This window comes from Burkholderia sp. WSM2230 (assembly GCF_000472445.1).
In the GTDB taxonomy this organism is placed as follows: Bacteria; Pseudomonadota; Gammaproteobacteria; order Burkholderiales; family Burkholderiaceae; genus Paraburkholderia.
Window position 1 is genome coordinate 94,783 of the sequence record NZ_AXAJ01000002.1, and the last position, 14,978, is coordinate 109,760.

General features: G+C 63.3%; 16 protein-coding genes. 5 read left to right on the forward strand and 11 right to left on the reverse strand.

Annotation, left to right across the window (positions count from 1 at the left end; all coding sequences use genetic code 11):
- Window positions 1-30 precede the first annotated feature (30 nt).
- Complete coding sequence (locus A3AC_RS0105910) at window positions 31-996, reverse strand: methyltransferase domain-containing protein (protein ID WP_025597870.1); 966 nt, start codon at window positions 994-996, stop codon at window positions 31-33.
- Window positions 997-1,079: 83 nt separating this feature from the next.
- Between A3AC_RS0105910 and A3AC_RS0105915 the strand changes: the two genes are divergently transcribed.
- Both A3AC_RS0105915 and trmL read left to right on the forward strand, forming a co-directional pair.
- Entirely contained in the window at window positions 1,080-1,865 is a 786-nt protein-coding gene (locus A3AC_RS0105915; protein WP_025597871.1) for a ComF family protein, read from the forward strand.
- 18 nt (window positions 1,866-1,883) lie between these two features.
- A complete protein-coding gene (gene trmL, locus A3AC_RS0105920) occupies window positions 1,884-2,354 on the forward strand; it encodes a tRNA (uridine(34)/cytosine(34)/5-carboxymethylaminomethyluridine(34)-2'-O)-methyltransferase TrmL (RefSeq protein ID WP_025597872.1) in 471 nt (156 codons plus the stop codon).
- On the opposite strand, the gene A3AC_RS0105925 is transcribed toward trmL, so the two are convergent.
- The 5 genes from A3AC_RS0105925 to A3AC_RS0105945 form a co-directional block, all read right to left on the reverse strand.
- A complete protein-coding gene (locus tag A3AC_RS0105925) occupies window positions 2,327-2,875 on the reverse strand; it encodes an O-acetyl-ADP-ribose deacetylase (RefSeq protein ID WP_025597873.1) in 549 nt (182 codons plus the stop codon). The genes trmL and A3AC_RS0105925 overlap by 28 nt on opposite strands.
- Window positions 2,876-2,993: 118 nt before the next feature.
- Entirely contained in the window at window positions 2,994-3,992 is a 999-nt protein-coding gene (locus A3AC_RS0105930; RefSeq protein ID WP_025597874.1) for an NAD(P)H-dependent glycerol-3-phosphate dehydrogenase, read from the reverse strand.
- A 21-nt stretch (window positions 3,993-4,013) separates the two neighbouring features.
- Window positions 4,014-4,484, reverse strand: a complete 471-nt coding sequence (gene secB, locus A3AC_RS0105935) for a protein-export chaperone SecB (RefSeq protein WP_025597875.1) — start codon at window positions 4,482-4,484, stop codon at window positions 4,014-4,016.
- Between the two features lie 154 nt (window positions 4,485-4,638).
- Window positions 4,639-4,899: a glutaredoxin 3 gene (gene grxC, locus A3AC_RS0105940; protein ID WP_006048078.1), complete on the reverse strand. Its 261-nt coding sequence runs from the start codon at window positions 4,897-4,899 to the stop codon at window positions 4,639-4,641.
- Window positions 4,896-5,321, reverse strand: a complete 426-nt coding sequence (locus A3AC_RS0105945) for a rhodanese-like domain-containing protein (protein ID WP_025597876.1) — start codon at window positions 5,319-5,321, stop codon at window positions 4,896-4,898. Before A3AC_RS0105945 ends, grxC begins: the two co-directional genes overlap by 4 nt.
- Before the next feature lie 137 nt (window positions 5,322-5,458).
- Here A3AC_RS0105945 and gpmA point away from each other — a divergent pair, with 137 nt between their 5' ends.
- From gpmA to A3AC_RS0105960, 3 genes are all read left to right on the forward strand, one after another.
- Window positions 5,459-6,205 (forward strand): 2,3-diphosphoglycerate-dependent phosphoglycerate mutase, encoded by a 747-nt coding sequence (gpmA, locus tag A3AC_RS0105950; protein ID WP_025597877.1) that lies wholly within the window; start codon window positions 5,459-5,461, stop codon window positions 6,203-6,205.
- Between the two features lie 622 nt (window positions 6,206-6,827).
- Window positions 6,828-8,402 (forward strand): S41 family peptidase, encoded by a 1,575-nt coding sequence (locus A3AC_RS0105955; RefSeq protein ID WP_025597878.1) that lies wholly within the window; start codon window positions 6,828-6,830, stop codon window positions 8,400-8,402.
- Window positions 8,403-8,469: 67 nt separating this feature from the next.
- Complete coding sequence (locus A3AC_RS0105960) at window positions 8,470-9,228, forward strand: HesA/MoeB/ThiF family protein (RefSeq protein WP_025597879.1); 759 nt, start codon at window positions 8,470-8,472, stop codon at window positions 9,226-9,228.
- A 76-nt stretch (window positions 9,229-9,304) separates the two neighbouring features.
- Here A3AC_RS0105960 and ptsP read toward each other — a convergent pair whose 3' ends face one another.
- From ptsP to gshA, 5 genes are all read right to left on the reverse strand, one after another.
- Window positions 9,305-11,053, reverse strand: coding sequence for a phosphoenolpyruvate--protein phosphotransferase (ptsP, locus tag A3AC_RS0105965; protein WP_025597880.1), 1,749 nt, complete (start codon window positions 11,051-11,053; stop codon window positions 9,305-9,307).
- A 284-nt stretch (window positions 11,054-11,337) separates the two neighbouring features.
- Window positions 11,338-11,607, reverse strand: coding sequence for an HPr family phosphocarrier protein (locus A3AC_RS0105970; protein ID WP_025597881.1), 270 nt, complete (start codon window positions 11,605-11,607; stop codon window positions 11,338-11,340).
- Window positions 11,608-11,724: 117 nt separating this feature from the next.
- Window positions 11,725-12,213 (reverse strand): PTS sugar transporter subunit IIA, encoded by a 489-nt coding sequence (locus tag A3AC_RS0105975; RefSeq protein WP_025597882.1) that lies wholly within the window; start codon window positions 12,211-12,213, stop codon window positions 11,725-11,727.
- Window positions 12,214-12,570: 357 nt separating this feature from the next.
- Window positions 12,571-13,527, reverse strand: a complete 957-nt coding sequence (gshB, locus tag A3AC_RS0105980) for a glutathione synthase (RefSeq protein ID WP_025597883.1) — start codon at window positions 13,525-13,527, stop codon at window positions 12,571-12,573.
- Window positions 13,528-13,622: 95 nt separating this feature from the next.
- Complete coding sequence (gene gshA, locus A3AC_RS0105985) at window positions 13,623-14,912, reverse strand: glutamate--cysteine ligase (RefSeq protein WP_025597884.1); 1,290 nt, start codon at window positions 14,910-14,912, stop codon at window positions 13,623-13,625.
- Window positions 14,913-14,978: the final 66 nt, after the last annotated feature.

Genomic DNA, 14,978 nt, shown 5'->3' on the forward strand with positions numbered 1-14,978 from the left:
TCAGACATAACAGATGCCCTCTTTACCGTTTCAGCGATTCCTTGACGAACCTCGTCCAATGTCTTCTATCCGCACGATGCCATGCCCTTCCGCCGTCGTGCGCGGCACTGCTTTCCATGCGTGTCCGTAGATCACCTCGAAGGTCAGCGCGATCGTGCCGTCGGCGCGCCGGCGCGCTTCGAGCGCCGCCAGCAACGCCCTGTGCAACCGGCGTGCCGCCGCACCCGCAGAGGCTTCGCGCTCGAACGGATACGCGCCCCAACGGCGCACATCCGCAAGCAGCGACTCGGGGGACTTATAGGTGATTGTGATGGTTTCCTGGTCCATCACGGGAATTTCGAAACCGCTTTCGACCAGCATGTCGCCAAGATCATGCATGTCGACAAAGTCGATCACGTGCTTGCGCGAGCCCACGCCATGCGCCGCTTCGACTTCGGCGTAGGCGCCGCGCAACTCCTTCAGCGTGTCGGGACCGAGCGTGCTGAACATGAGCAGGCCGCTCACCTTCAGCACTCGCTGCCACTCCGGAAATATGAGGTCGGGCCGCGAGTGCCAGTGGAGTGCGAGGTTGGACCAGATGAAGTCGAACGCGCCCGCCGCGAAAGGCAGTGCGGCAAAGTCGGCTTGCGCGAAGCGCGGACCGCGTGCGCCCAGCGCTTTGCCAAGCGCAGCGGGCAAGAAGCGCCGCCAGCTGGTATCGCCGGAATCGTGGTGCAGCGCGCGCGCGAGCATGCCGCGCGACAGGTCCATGCCGAATACCGGCGCTTCTGGAAAGCGCTCGCGCAATGCAGGGATGTCTTCGCCTGCGCCGCAACCCGCGTCGAGCACGCTCGCCGGCGCGACCTTGATGTAATCGAGACGCTCGCGCATGCGCTGCGCGATTTCGCGCGGCAGGAAGGCGACGTCGTCGAAATTCGCTGCACGGCGGTCGAAAATCTGCCGCAGGCGCCGGGAGTCGTAGACCGGACGGCCAGATTGAGGATGCGTTGGGGACATGGGTGTCGTACTGGCGTAGAGCCCGAAGTATACTCGTTCGCTTCCTCCGATTCAGCGCAACAGGCCGTTGCGGCCGTCAACGCATGTCATTCCGAGACGCTTCCTGGTTTTCACGAAGCCGCTTCGCGCGATTCGCGAGCGGCCTCGCATGGGCGTGGCCGCATGCAATGCAGGCGATATTGCCGAACGCATGCGCTTTGTGCGGCAATATGTCGCATAGCCCGCTGTGCGCCTTTTGCGACGAATCCTATTGGAATGACGGCGCCTTGCGATGCGGCGTATGCGCGGTTCCATTGCCTGTCACGTTTAGAGGGCGCCGTGCGTCTTATCGTTGCGGGGACTGCAGCACCGAAAAGCCGCCGTTCGATGCCACTTTCGCGCTCGCCGACTACCGTGCACCGCTCGACGCGCTAGCGGTGAGCCTGAAGTTTCGCGCGCGGCTCATGCTTGCGGGGGAGTTTGCGCGGCGCCTCGCGCGTCTCGCGCAAGATGCCTGGCAAGATCCGTCGGACTGTCCAGATGTAATCGCGCCGGTGCCGCTTGCCAGGCGGCGCCTGATCGAGCGCGGCTACAACCAGGCCTGGCAGATTGCCAGACCGCTGGCTCGCCAGCTGCGGGTGCCGGCAGACGCAACACTGCTGTGCCGGGTAATCGACACGGCGCCGCAGTCGCGGCTCGACCTCGATGCGCGCCGGCTCAACGTGGGCCGCGCGTTCCGGCTCACGCGAAGCGTCCAAGGGCTGCACGTCGGCATCGTCGACGACGTGATGACGACCGGCGCCACGCTCGAAGCGCTGGCTCGCACTTTGAAGGCGGCCGGCGCCCGGCGGGTCACGAACTTCGTCGCGCTCCGCACACCGAAAAACTAGTCTCTACCTGGTCACCATATGTTCAATGTCGTTCTCGTCGAACCGGAAATCCCGCCGAACACCGGCAACGTTATCCGCCTGTGCGCGAACACAGGTGCGCGTCTGCATCTGATCGAGCCGCTCGGCTTTCCGCTCGACGACGCCAAACTGCGCCGCGCCGGCCTTGACTATCACGAGTACGCGCAAATGAATGTGCACGCGGATTGGGCCGCGTTCATCGCAAAAGAGTCGCCCAATCCGTCGCGCATGTTCGCGTTCACCACGCGCGGCTCGGGCCGCTTTCACGAGCACGCGTTCGAGCCGGGCGACTGGTTCGTGTTCGGCGCCGAAACGCGCGGCTTGCCCGACTCGGTGCTCGACCAGTTCGCCGGCGAGCAGCGCGTGCGTCTGCCCATGAGACCGGGCAACCGCAGCCTCAATCTGTCGAACACCGTTGCAATCGTGGTGTTCGAGGCGTGGCGTCAGACCGGCTTTGAAGGCGGCGCCTGACGGCTTTTCAATTCCGCCTCGTAGCGCTCGAACATCGCATGATCGAAACAGGCGAAGATCACGCTTTCCAGTTGCGGCATGCGCGGCAGATTTTCGAGCACCGTTTCGACCGCAATGCGAACCGCCTGATCGGCGGGAAAACGGTAGATGCCGCAACTAATCGCGGGGAACGCAATGCTCGCGCAATTCGCCTCGCGCGCCACTTCCAGCGAGCGCTGATAGCACGAAGCCAGCAAGTCGGGCTCGCCGTGCGTGCCGCCCCGCCACACGGGGCCCACCGCGTGAATCACATAGCGCGCGGGCAGACGGTGGCCGCGCGTGAGCTTGGCGTCGCCGGTCGCGCAGCCGCCAAGCATTTCACATTCGCGCAGCAACTCCTTGCCGGCCGCGCGGTGAATCGCACCGTCCACACCGCCGCCGCCCAGCAACGAACTATTGGCCGCGTTGACGATGGCATCCACATCAAGCGTCGTAATGTCGGCAACGCGTGCTTCCAGCGTGCAACGATCGATACTGAGCATGTGAACCTCGCTGATCCGAAGCGTCGATACACAATGGACAGCCAGCGCCGGCAGCCGTTCAGCGTTTTACGCGCCGAACGGCTGATTGAAACGACTCGATTAACGGAGGCGGCCGGACTTACTCGGCCTTGGAATCGCGCCGCAGCAGGGCGCTGACGGCGTCGCGAGGCGCCACGCCGTCGAACAGCACGGCACAGACCGCTTGCGTGATCGGCATGTCGATTGAATGAGCGCGCGCGATAGCCAGCACCGCCTGCGCGCAGCGCACGCCTTCGGCCACGTGGCCGAGCCCGCCCAGAATATCGGCGAGCGAACGGCCCGCGGCGAGCTGGACGCCGACCGTGCGGTTGCGCGACAGGTCGCCCGTCGCGGTCAGAATCAGATCGCCGAGGCCGGTCAAACCGGTGAACGTCTCAGCACGTCCGCCCAGCGTCACGCCCAGACGCGACATTTCGGCGAGGCCGCGTGTGATCAACGCCGCGCGCGCGTTCAGGCCGAGACCGAGACCGTCCGCGATACCCGTCGCGATAGCCAGCACGTTCTTCACCGCGCCGCCCACTTCCACGCCGACAACGTCATCGCCGGTATAGATGCGCATCGCGCCGTGATGGAATGCGGCCACCGTGCGCTCGCGGCACGCCGCCGAAGCACTGGCGATAGTCAACGCCACCGGCAAGCCCTGCCCGACTTCGCGCGCAAAGCTCGGACCCGACAGCACGCCATTGCTGCCGTGCTGCGGCAGCTCCGCCGCAACCACCTGATGCGGCAACAACTGCGAGTCCGCTTCGAAACCCTTGCACAGCCACACGACATGCGCCGGCACTTTGCCGGCATCGCGCATTGACTGGATGAGACTGCGCAGTCCGGCCACCGGCGTGGCGACGACGCACAATGCATCGTCGGCGAGCGCGTGCTCGAGCGCCGCGTTAAGGTCTGCTTCATAGCGAAGCGCCGCGGGCAAAGCAACGCCCGCCAGGTAGCGGGCGTTTTCGTGAGAAGTGGACAGTTCGGCGACGAGCGCGGGCTCGCGCGCCCACAACACGGTGTCGTGCCGAACGGCCAGATGGCCGGCGAGGGCTGTGCCCCATGCGCCGGCTCCGAGAACAGCAACCTTCATGGCCGGCACTGCCTGCGACACTTAATGCGTGACGCCGTTCTGCGCCGCGCCGTCCTGGCCGCCCATCTGCGCGAGGCGTTGCTCGTAGAGCGCCTGGAAGTTGATTTCGGCGAGGTGGATCGGCGGGAAGCCGGCGCGCGTGATCGCGTCTGCGATGTTCGAGCGCAGGTACGGGAACAGGATGGTCGGACACGCAATGCCGACGAGCGGATCGATCTGCTCAGCGGGAATGTTGCGGATGTCGAAAATGCCGGCTTGCTTCGCTTCGATCAGGAACGCGACCTTATCCGACACCTTGGCCGTCACCGTGCCGGTCACGAGGACTTCGAACACGCTCTCCGCGAGGCGCTCAGCCTTCACGTCGACTTCCACTTCGACCGACGGCATGTCCTGCTCGAGGAAAATGGCCGGCGAATTGGGTTGCTCGAGCGACATGTCCTTCAGATAGATGCGCTGGATGTTGAAGAACGGCTGGTTATTCTCGTCGGACATGATTGTGTGATTCCCTGATAGATATGCGAAGCGGCGGCCCATGAGTTCCATGGCCCGCCAGATAGTTGCGGCGCGCCGCCCGCTCCTTCAACGGAGCGACGATGCGCCGTCTTGTGCCTCACCCGCCAATACACGCGCGCAAACGCGCGCGCATTCAGGCGGCTTCGAGCAGAGGCGTCAGACCGCCCGCGCGATCCAGCGCGGAAAGGTCGTCGTACCCGCCGACATGCTTCTCGCCGATGAACACCTGCGGCACCGTGCGACGACCGGTCCTGGTCATCATTTCCTCACGACGGGCCGGGTCCTTGTCGATCAGTACTTTTTCGATATTCTCGACGCCGCGCGACTTTAAAAGACGTTCGGCCATCTGGCAATACGGGCACACCTGCGTGCTGTACATGATCACTTTGTTCACTTGGCTACTCCTTGTTTCACAACCGGCATGCCGGCTTTCTGCCAGGCGTCGACGCCGCCTTCCAGAACGTGGACTTCCGCATATCCCGCGTCCTGCACGATACGCGCTGCCTTGTTCGACTGCTGGCCGGTCTGGCACACCAGCAGCACAGGGTTGTTCTTATTCTTCACCAGTTGCGCGACCTTTGCTTGCAACTCGGCGAATTCGAGGTGCCGCGCCGCGGGCAAATGCCCCTTGGCGAAGTCGGCCGACGGACGCAGGTCGATAACAGCCGCATTGCGCCGGTTGATCAGCTGCGTGGCTTCGGCCGCCGACAGGCCGCCGCGGCCACGCCGGCTGAGGCTCGGCCACAGCAGCAACCCACCGGAGATGAGGACGATCGCGATCAGGACAAGGTTTGTGTAATCAGTGAAAAACTTCACGGAAAATCCGCCGAAAAAGAGAGAAATCGAAAAGGGCAATCCGGCCATTATAAAATAACCGTCTGACGCGATGGCGGCGCTCCCCGGCGGGCGCTTCGCAGCGCTTTACCGCTTCCTTACTACCGACCGGCAATCTTATGTACAAACTCGTTCTCATCCGCCACGGCGAATCGACCTGGAACAAGGAAAACCGCTTCACGGGCTGGGTCGACGTCGACCTGACCGAGCAGGGCAACCGCGAAGCACAGCAGGCGGGTGTGCTGCTGAAGGAATCCGGCTACACGTTCGACATCGCGTACACCTCGGTGCTCAGGCGCGCGATTCGCACGCTGTGGCACGTGCAGGACCAGATGGACCAGATGTACATTCCGGTCGTCCATTCGTGGCGTCTGAACGAGCGCCATTACGGCGCGCTGTCGGGCCTCAACAAGGCAGAAACGGCGGCTAAATTCGGCGACGAACAGGTGCTCGTCTGGCGCCGCAGCTACGATACGCCGCCGCCGGCGCTCGAGCCGACCGACGAGCGCGCGCCCTACGACGATCCGCGCTACGCGAAGGTGCCGCGCGAACAGTTGCCGCTCACCGAGTGCCTGAAAGATACGGTCGCGCGCGTGCTGCCGCTGTGGAACGAGTCGATCGCGCCGGCCATCAAGTCGGGTCGCAAGGTGGTGATCGCCGCACACGGCAACTCGATCCGCGCGCTGGTGAAGTACCTGGACAACATTTCGGACGACGACATCGTCGGGCTCAACATTCCTAACGGCGTGCCGCTCGTCTATGAACTGGACGAGGATCTGAAGCCCATCAAGCACTACTACCTGGGCGATCAGGAAGCCATCGCGAAGGCCCAGGCCGCCGTCGCCAAGCAAGGTAAGGCGGGCTGATCCCGCGGGGCGCACTGCGCGCTGCCGGGCGGGTGCGGGTCATATCGGCCTGCCGTCGCTCCGGCAGGCGCTCCGCCCGTCGGCCTGTCCGTCGCTGGAGTCGCCGGTTGTTCGTCGTTGGAGTCGCCGGTTGTTCGTCGTTGGAGTCGTCGCTTGTTCGACGTTGGAGTCGCCGCTTGTTCGATGTTGAGTCGCCGCTTGTTCGTCGTTGTTTCGCATTCCCGCGCATCTTTGTTAAAGAAGGTGGCAGCGAACCTCGGCGCAAACGCGGCGGGTGGCGTCAAATGCGTTGTGTCGGCTCGGGTCGGCGCGGGTTGGCGCGGGTCGGCTCCGCTCGGGTCACGTCGGGTCGCTCATGCCGCTAGCACCGACCCAGCCGGAGCGCCGCCCGGCAACACCTACCGGTCGGCACACCCGCTTCCCCGGAACGCGCCATTCTTCCCGCCGCCCGCCGTTACCGCAGATTACTTCGCCGCGGGACGCACGTTCCGCCGAACCCGGCACGCTTGCCGCTGTCGAATCACGATTGCCTGCGCCGCGCCCTGTGTTGGCGGGTGTGCAGTTATACTTGTCCGTCCCCATCTCTTGACGCTGCCACGCGCTTCCGACCGCAACAGACTCTATGCGAAAGAACCTGAAAAATATCGGCCTGATCGCCGCGGGCCTTGCTACCGGTGTATTTGCCACCCTGCAACTCTCGGCCTCGGCGCAGCAACCCGCCAGCGCGGCCACGCCGTTGCCGCTGGACCAGCTCAGGCTCTTTGCCGAAGTGTTCGGGCAGATCAAGCACGAGTACGTCGAACCTGTCGACGATAAAAAGCTCCTCACCGCCGCCATCAAAGGTATGGTGTCGAGCCTCGACCCGCATTCGTCCTACCTCGACAAGACGGATTACGAGGAGCTGCAGGAGCAGACCAAGGGCCGCTTCGCAGGCCTCGGCATTGAAATTTCGTCGGAAGACGGCCTGATCAAGGTGATCTCGCCAATTGAAGACACGCCCGCATTCCGCGCCGGTATCCGTCCGGGCGACCTGATCACGCGCATCAACGACAAGCCCGTGCGCGGCATGACGCTCGACCAGGCGGTCAAGCAGATGCGCGGCGAGCCGGGCACCAAGGTCACGCTCACCATCTTCCGTAAGACCGACGACCGTACGTTCCCGCTCACCGTGACGCGCGCAGTCATCAAGGTGCAGTCGGTCAAGATGAAGATTCTCGCGCCGGGTTACGCCTATGTGCGTATCACGAGCTTCCAGGAGCGCACCACGCCTGACCTGGCCGCCAGACTGCAGGACATCGCGCGTCAGCAACCCAATCTGAAGGGCCTCGTGCTCGATCTGCGCAACAACGGCGGCGGTCTGCTGCAAAGCGCGGTCGGCGTGGCCGGCGCGTTCCTGCCGCCGAATTCGGTTGTCGTGTCCACCAACGGGCAGATTCCAGACTCGAAGCAGGTCTATCGCGACACCTACGACAACTACCGTCTGCAATCTTTCGACACCGACCCGCTGAAAGACGAAGCGCCGATCTTCAAGACGGTGCCGATGGTCGTGCTGACCAACGCGTATTCCGCGTCGGCATCGGAAATCGTCGCGGGCGCGCTGCAGGATCAGCATCGCGCGTTGATCGTCGGCAAAACCACGTTCGGCAAGGGCTCCGTGCAAACTGTGCGCCCCATGACTGCCGACACCGCGCTGCGCCTGACCACGGCGTACTACTACACGCCGAGCGGCCGTTCCATCCAGAACAAGGGCATCCGTCCTGACATCGCGGTGGACCAATACGCGGAAGGCGATCCGGACGACGCACTCGTCACGCGCGAGGTCGACTACTCGAACCACCTTGCCAATACGCAAGATCCGAACGAGAAGAAGGAAGCCGAAAAGCGCGAGCAGGATCGCATGGATCAGCTGCGTCAGCTCGAAGAGCAGAACGACAAGAAAACGCCGGAGCAGCGTCAGAAAGATCGCGAACGCAAGCCGGTCGAATTCGGTTCCGCCGACGACTACATGCTCGCGCAAGCCTTGAATAAACTGGAAGGCAAGCCGGTGCAGGAGTCGAAGTCGCTCACCGAGCGTCGTCTCGCGCAGAACAAGCCGGCGACGTCGGCGTCCGCGCCGGTCGCCGTGAAGCCCACGCAACCGGTGCCGGGCGCGTCGAACACGGCGCCGGCTTCCGCTCCGGCAACGCAAGGCAAGTAAGCAGCGCAAGCAGCACCACCTCGCGTGTCTTCGCGGCCTACGCCGCGAAGACACGCCGGCCCCCGCCATGAACGACGATCAACTCCTTCGCTATTCCCGCCACATTCTCGTCGACGAAATCGGCATCGAGGCGCAGCAGCGCTTTATCGAGGCGCACGCGATCATCGTCGGCGCAGGCGGGCTGGGTTCGCCCGCGGCGATGTACCTTGCGGCGGCGGGCGTCGGACGCTTGACGCTGGTGGATGCCGATACAGTCGATCTCACCAATCTGCAGCGGCAAATCCTGCATGTGAGCGCGTCCGTCGGACGCAAGAAGGTGGAGTCCGGTCGCGACACGCTTGCACAAATCAATCCCGAAGTGAGCGTGAACGCGGTAGCGGAACGCGTCGACGACGCATGGCTCGATCGCGAAGTGCCGGGCGCCACGGTCGTGCTGGATTGCACCGACAATTTCGCCACGCGCCACGCGATCAATCGCGCCTGTGTGAAGCACGGCGTGCCGCTCGTGTCAGGCGCGGCGTTGCGCTTCGACGGCCAGATCAGCACGTTCGATTTCCGCGACGAAGCATCGCCATGCTACGCGTGTGTGTTTCCCGAAGACCAGCCGTTCGAGGAGGTTGCGTGTTCGACCATGGGCGTGTTCGCGCCCACGGTCGGCATCATCGGGTCGATGCAGGCGGCTGAAGCGCTCAAGGTCATCGGCCAGATCGGCACGCCGCTCAGCGGCCGCCTGACCATGCTGGATTCGCTGCGAATGGAGTGGACCACCATGCGCATTGGCCGCCAGCCGGATTGCCCCATCTGCAAGGAACGCCACCGCGCCTGATCACATGCAAAGCCCATAACGACAAACGCCGCACAAGTGCGGCGTTTGTCGTTCAAGCGGGCATCATCACGCAGAATCAGGCTTGCGCGACACGCTTGAGCGCAGCCTGCACTTCTTCAGGTTCGAACGATGCGAGCACATCGGCCACCGGTTTCTCCAGCGTCTTCAGATGCGAGCGCAACACTTCCTGCTTGACCTCGAGTAATTGGCTGGGATGCATCGAAAACTCGGTGAGACCCATGCCGAGCAAGAGACGCGTCAACGTGGGATCGCCCGCCATCTCGCCGCACACGGACACCGGCACGCCTGCGCGCTTCGCCTCGCGCAGCGTGAACGCGATCAGATGCAGCACCGCCGGATGCAGCGGGTCGTACAGATGCGCGACAGAATTATCGGCACGGTCGATAGCAAGCGTGTACTGGATCAGATCGTTCGTGCCGATCGACAGAAAGTCGAGCCGTTTAAGGAACAGCGGCAATGCAATCGCGGCCGCCGGAATCTCGATCATTGCGCCGATCTGCACGTTCGGGTTGTAGGCAATCCCGGCGTCGTCCAGTTGACGCTTGGCTTCGCGGATCAGGTCGAGCGTTTGATCGATTTCCTGCGCATGCGCGAGCATCGGCACCAGAATTTTCACCGAACCGAACGCCGACGCGCGAAGAATCGCGCGCAGTTGCGTGAGGAACATCTGCGGCTCGGAGAGGCTCCAGCGAATCGCCCTGAGCCCGAGCGCCGGATTCGGCGCCGTCTCATAGCCGTCGCCGCCGCTCATCGAATCGAGCGGCTTGTCCGCGCCGACGTCGATCGTGCGGATTGTGACGGGCAGGCCGTTCATCAACTCGACTGCACGCCGATAGGCTTCGAACTGCTCCTCCTCTTCCGGCATCCGGTCCTTGTGATTCATGAACAGGAACTCGGTGCGGAACAGGCCGACGCCGGTCGCGCCGGCATCGAGCGCGGCGCGCGCGTCGTCCGGCAGCTCGATATTCGCGCACAGCTCGATGCGCGTGCCGCACAGCGTTTGCGTGGGTGAGAACTTGAGGCGCTGCAGCTTGCGCTGCTCGAGAGCCTTTTCGCTTTGCCGGTACGAGTACTCCTCGAGGACGATCGGCGCGGGATCGACAATCACGATGCCATGATCGCCGTCGACGATGATCAGGTCGTCCTGGCGAATCAATGCGCTCGCGTGCTGCACACCGACCGCGGCGGGAATACCCAGGCTTCGCGCGACGATAGCCGTATGCGAAGTGCGGCCGCCGAGATCCGTGACGAAGCCCTGGAACGTTTGCGTCTTGAATTGCATCATGTCGGCCGGCGCAATGTCGTGAGCCACCACGATCATCTCGTCGCAGGCGCCGTGCACGCCGTCCACGAGCGTCGCGGAGGCGCCCGCCAGCGCCTTCAGCACGCGCTCCACCACTTGCTCGATGTCGGCTTTACGCTCGCGCAGATACTCGTCTTCGATATCGTCGAAATGACGCGACAGCCGTTCCAGTTGTTCGGTGAGCGCCCACTCGACGTTGTAGCGGCGCGTGCGAATCAGGTCGATGGTTTCCTGAACGAGCATTGCATCGTTCAGGATCATTGAATGTACGTTGATGAACGCGCCCATTTCACTGGGCGCGTCTGCGGCGAGGTCCGCGCGCAATGCGTCGAGTTCTACGTGCACGCGCTGTTGGGCCGCGCGAAAGCGCTCGACCTCGCTTTCGATCTGCGCGGGTTCGATCAGATAGTGGTCTACGTCAAGTGCAGCCGGGGCGATCAGATAAGCCCGCCCGATGGCAATACCGCGTGACACGGGAATTCCATGCAGCGTGAACGACACGCGCACCTCCTCTAGTTGTGTGATGCCGCGGCAAACCGCTGCAATGCTCTCAGACTCTCGTCGTCATTATAAATTCCGCGCCCTTCGGCACGCGCGCGAATGCTGTGTGCAGCGCAGCACGAAAGCGCGTAGCCAGGCCATGCCGCCTGGGAGTGTGCCAGCAAACACGCATTACCTGCTTTGGCGTCGGCGCATCGTCATGATCTATGCGTATTGTCGCCCGCAAAAAAAAACGCCGCGGATGGCCGCGGCGTCTTTATTCATCGTCATGTCGATTCGCAAGCTCACTGACCTTCGCCGAATTTATCAGCGATCAGTTTCAACAATGCGTCCATGGCTTCTTTTTCGTCGGCGCCTTCGGTTTCGATCAGCACCGTACTGCCGATTCCCGCAGCCAGCATCATCACGCCCATGATGCTTTTCGCATTGATACGGCGGCCATTACGGCTCATCCAGATTTCGGACTGGTAACTGCCCGCGAGTTGCGTCAATTTGGCCGACGCGCGCGCGTGCAGCCCCAGCTTGTTCACGATAGTCGTTTCCTGTTGCAGCATGTGATGGTCCGAAGCGCGGGTAAGTGTTGTTGTGAAAGAAGAAACTGCAAATCAGGCGCAGTGCGGTTGGAGATGCAAGGGCAACGAGAGCTGCGCTGCGGCTTGCCGAGCGGCCGACTAGAGACCCGCCGGCCCGCCCTTTTGCGTGAGGTCCGCGTCGGGCGGCAAGGCCGGCAGACAGTCTGCTGCCACAGCCGCGGCCTCGGCGGGCGCGGGCGTGGCCGGGCCGATCGCATGGACGCCCTTTGTCGCACCGGCGAGCGCCTTGTCGACCAGCGTGTCGAGCGGCGTCGCACGATAACAGACCGCGCGCACGAGCATCGGCAAATTCACGCCGCAGAGCACGCGCACGTCAGGCACCGAAGCAAGCCGCCCCGCGATATTCGCGGGTGTCGCGCCGAACATGTCGGTGAGCACGAGCGCGCCGTTCTCTTCCTTCAGACGCGCAATCTCCGACTCCGCAAAAGAAACCATTTGTGCGGGATCGCAATCGGGCGATACATCGATCACTCCGATACGAGCCGGCAAACCGCCGTAAATATGCGAAATACAGTCGCGCAACGCGGTGGCGAACGGAGCGTGCGCAATGATCAGAATGCCTGCCATGTCAGCCTACTGCAAAAAGACGGCCACAAACGTGGATCGGAACCTTGTCCGGAATGCTCGCGCCCTCGGCCGGCCGTTGGCCATGAGGGCCGCAATTGCATCACTTCACAAGCAGGAGATCGACCGTAACGCCGCAGCGGCGCCTGTCCAACCTGCCCGTTCAACACTCCGCTGTCCATGCCGGCGGCTCCGCGCGGAGCCCGCCGCCAGGAATCGATGCGGAGAGCGGGCATTGTAGCAGGCCCGTTTTCAGGCCCACGCCGATGTCCCGCCCGCAGCGGACATCATGCTGTTCCTGTCACTCAGTTTGGGAGCCGCTGCCCGCTTTCAAGCACAGCCGCCCGATTCGCCACGCGCTCAACCCGCCGCGCGCTCCAGCGCGTCCACGAACATGGCGGCGACGTCGAAGCCCGTCTGATCCATGATCTCGCGAAAGCACGTCGGGCTCGTCACGTTCACTTCCGTGAGCCAATCGCCGATCGCATCGAGCCCGACCAGCAGCAGCCCGCGCGCCGCCAGCACCGGTGCGAGCGTGTCCGCAATCTTGCGGTCATGCGCGGTGAGCGGACGCGCGACGCCCAGCCCGCCGGCGGCGAGATTGCCGCGCACCTCGTTGCCCTGCGGAATCCGGGCGAGCGAATACGGCACCGCCTCGCCGCCGATCAGCAGAATCCGCTTGTCGCCGTCCTTGATCTCGGGAATGAACTTTTGCGCCATCACCGTGCGCGCACCGTCGTGGCTCAGCATTTCGACGATCGAGCCGAGATTCATGCCGTCCGGCTTCACGCGGAATACACCCATGCCGCCCATGCCGTCGAGCGGCTTAAGGATCACGTCGCCGTGCTGCTCGTGGAACGCCCTCAAGCGCGCCGGATCGCGCGTCACGAGAGTAGGTGCGACGAACTGCGCGAATTCGCCGATAGCCAACTTTTCGGAATGGTCACGAATCGCCTGCGGCTTGTTGAAAATGCGTGCGCCCGCGCGTTCGGCCATTTCCAGCAGCCACGTGGACGTCACGTATTCCATGTCGAACGGCGGGTCCTTGCGCATCACGACGGCGCTAAAGCTCTTCAGCGGACGCGGCGCCGCGGTTTCCGCCGCATACCATTCGTCGCGATGCAGATCGGTCACGTCGCCCGTAATCGCAAAGCGCCGCACGTTGGCTTCGACGTCGCCGCCAGTCCACGCCAGATGCTTCGGCTCGCACGTGTAGAGCGTATGACCGCGGCGCGCGGCCTCGGCCATCATCGCGTAAGTCGAGTCTTTGTAGATCTTGAACTGCGTGAGCGGATCGGCGATGAAAAGAATGTCCATGAAGGTCCCGTTGCGCCCTGCTGGGCCTGGCGTTAATCGTGAGTAACCGCGAAGTGGTCGAGGGAAACGGCGCGGGCGAGGCCGCGCCGCCGCGCTCAGACCTGGATGGCTTCCGGATCGGTCTTTTCCAGTTCGACCGATGCGGCCAGCAAGCCGAGCCGCGCCACCACGCCGTACATATAGAAGCGGTTAGGCGGCGCCGCGCCGGGCTTGGCGTGGGCGTCCGGCAAAGCCGTGTGCTCGAAGCCGAGCGGCACGAAGTGCATGCCCGGCGCGTTGAGGTTCTGATCGCGCTCGCGGCTTCCGTGCGCGCGGTAGAAACCGCCCACCACGTAGCGGTCGATCATATAGACGACCGGCTCGGCGACTTCCTCGCCAATGCGTTCGAACGTGTACACGCCTTCCTGCACGATCACGTCGTGCACTTCGAGGCCGTCCTTGGTGGCCGCCATCTTCGCCCGCTCCCGCTTGGTGAGCGCGGCGACTTCCGACGCGTCGTGCACCGTCATGACGCCCATGCCGTAGGTGCCCGCATCCGATTTGATGACGACATACGGTTTCTCGGAGATGCCGTACTCGCGATACTTTTTCGCGATCTTCTTCAGCACGCCGTCGATCGCATCGGCCAGCGGCTGTTCGCCGGTGCGCTCCTGGAAATCCACGCCTTCGACGTGCGCGAAGTACGGATTGATCATCCACGGATCGATCTCGACCATCTTCGCAAACTTCTTGGCGACGTCGTCATAACACGAAAAGTGCGTCGATTTGCGGCGAACCGGCCAGCCCGCGTGCAGCGGCGGCAACAGATATTGCTCGTGCAGATTCTCGAGCACGGGTGGAATGCCGCCAGACAGATCGTTGTTCAACAGAATCGAGCACGGGTCGAAGTTCTTCAGGCCGAGACGCCGCTGCGAACGCTCGAGCGGTTCGAGCACGAGCTTCTGGCCGTCGGACAGCGCAATGGTGACGGGACCATTGATACTTTCGTCGAGCGTGCCGAAACGCACGTTCAGGCCTGCCTGGCGCATGATCGCCGCCAGCCGCGCGACATTCTCCAGGTAGAACGCGTTGCGCGTGTGGCGCTCGGGAATGACGAGCAGATTCTTCGCGTCCGGGCAGATCTTTTCGATGGACGCCATTGCGGCCTGCACCGCGAGCGGCAGCACTTCCTGCGGCAGATTATTGAAAGCGCCGGGGAACAGATTGGTGTCGACGGGCGCAAGCTTGAAACCCGCGTTACGCAGGTCGACGGAACAGTAGAAAGGCGGCGTGTGCTCCTGCCACTCGAGCCGGAACCACCGTTCGATTGCGGGAGTAGCGTCGAGGATCTTCCGCTCGAGATCGAGCAGCGGGCCGTTTAACGCCGTAACTAGGTGCGGAACCATTGATCACTCGCAGACTGGAGAAAAAAGATTGTAGAGCAAATGCTTTGCCCATTTGGGGATGGTTTC

Excerpts from the sequence above, each read along its gene's own strand:
- A3AC_RS0105910 (WP_025597870.1), bottom strand. The coding sequence starts at position 996 with ATGTCCCCAACGCATCCTCAATCTGGCCGTCCGGTCTACGACTCCCGG.
- A3AC_RS0105915 (WP_025597871.1), top strand. The coding sequence starts at position 1,080 with ATGTCATTCCGAGACGCTTCCTGGTTTTCACGAAGCCGCTTCGCGCGA.
- trmL (WP_025597872.1), top strand. The coding sequence starts at position 1,884 with ATGTTCAATGTCGTTCTCGTCGAACCGGAAATCCCGCCGAACACCGGC.
- A3AC_RS0105925 (WP_025597873.1), bottom strand. The coding sequence starts at position 2,875 with ATGCTCAGTATCGATCGTTGCACGCTGGAAGCACGCGTTGCCGACATT.
- A3AC_RS0105930 (WP_025597874.1), bottom strand. The coding sequence starts at position 3,992 with ATGAAGGTTGCTGTTCTCGGAGCCGGCGCATGGGGCACAGCCCTCGCC.
- secB (WP_025597875.1), bottom strand. The coding sequence starts at position 4,484 with ATGTCCGACGAGAATAACCAGCCGTTCTTCAACATCCAGCGCATCTAT.
- gpmA (WP_025597877.1), top strand. The coding sequence starts at position 5,459 with ATGTACAAACTCGTTCTCATCCGCCACGGCGAATCGACCTGGAACAAG.
- A3AC_RS0105955 (WP_025597878.1), top strand. The coding sequence starts at position 6,828 with ATGCGAAAGAACCTGAAAAATATCGGCCTGATCGCCGCGGGCCTTGCT.
- A3AC_RS0105960 (WP_025597879.1), top strand. The coding sequence starts at position 8,470 with ATGAACGACGATCAACTCCTTCGCTATTCCCGCCACATTCTCGTCGAC.
- A3AC_RS0105970 (WP_025597881.1), bottom strand. The coding sequence starts at position 11,607 with ATGCTGCAACAGGAAACGACTATCGTGAACAAGCTGGGGCTGCACGCG.
- A3AC_RS0105975 (WP_025597882.1), bottom strand. The coding sequence starts at position 12,213 with ATGGCAGGCATTCTGATCATTGCGCACGCTCCGTTCGCCACCGCGTTG.
- gshB (WP_025597883.1), bottom strand. The coding sequence starts at position 13,527 with ATGGACATTCTTTTCATCGCCGATCCGCTCACGCAGTTCAAGATCTAC.
- gshA (WP_025597884.1), bottom strand. The coding sequence starts at position 14,912 with ATGGTTCCGCACCTAGTTACGGCGTTAAACGGCCCGCTGCTCGATCTC.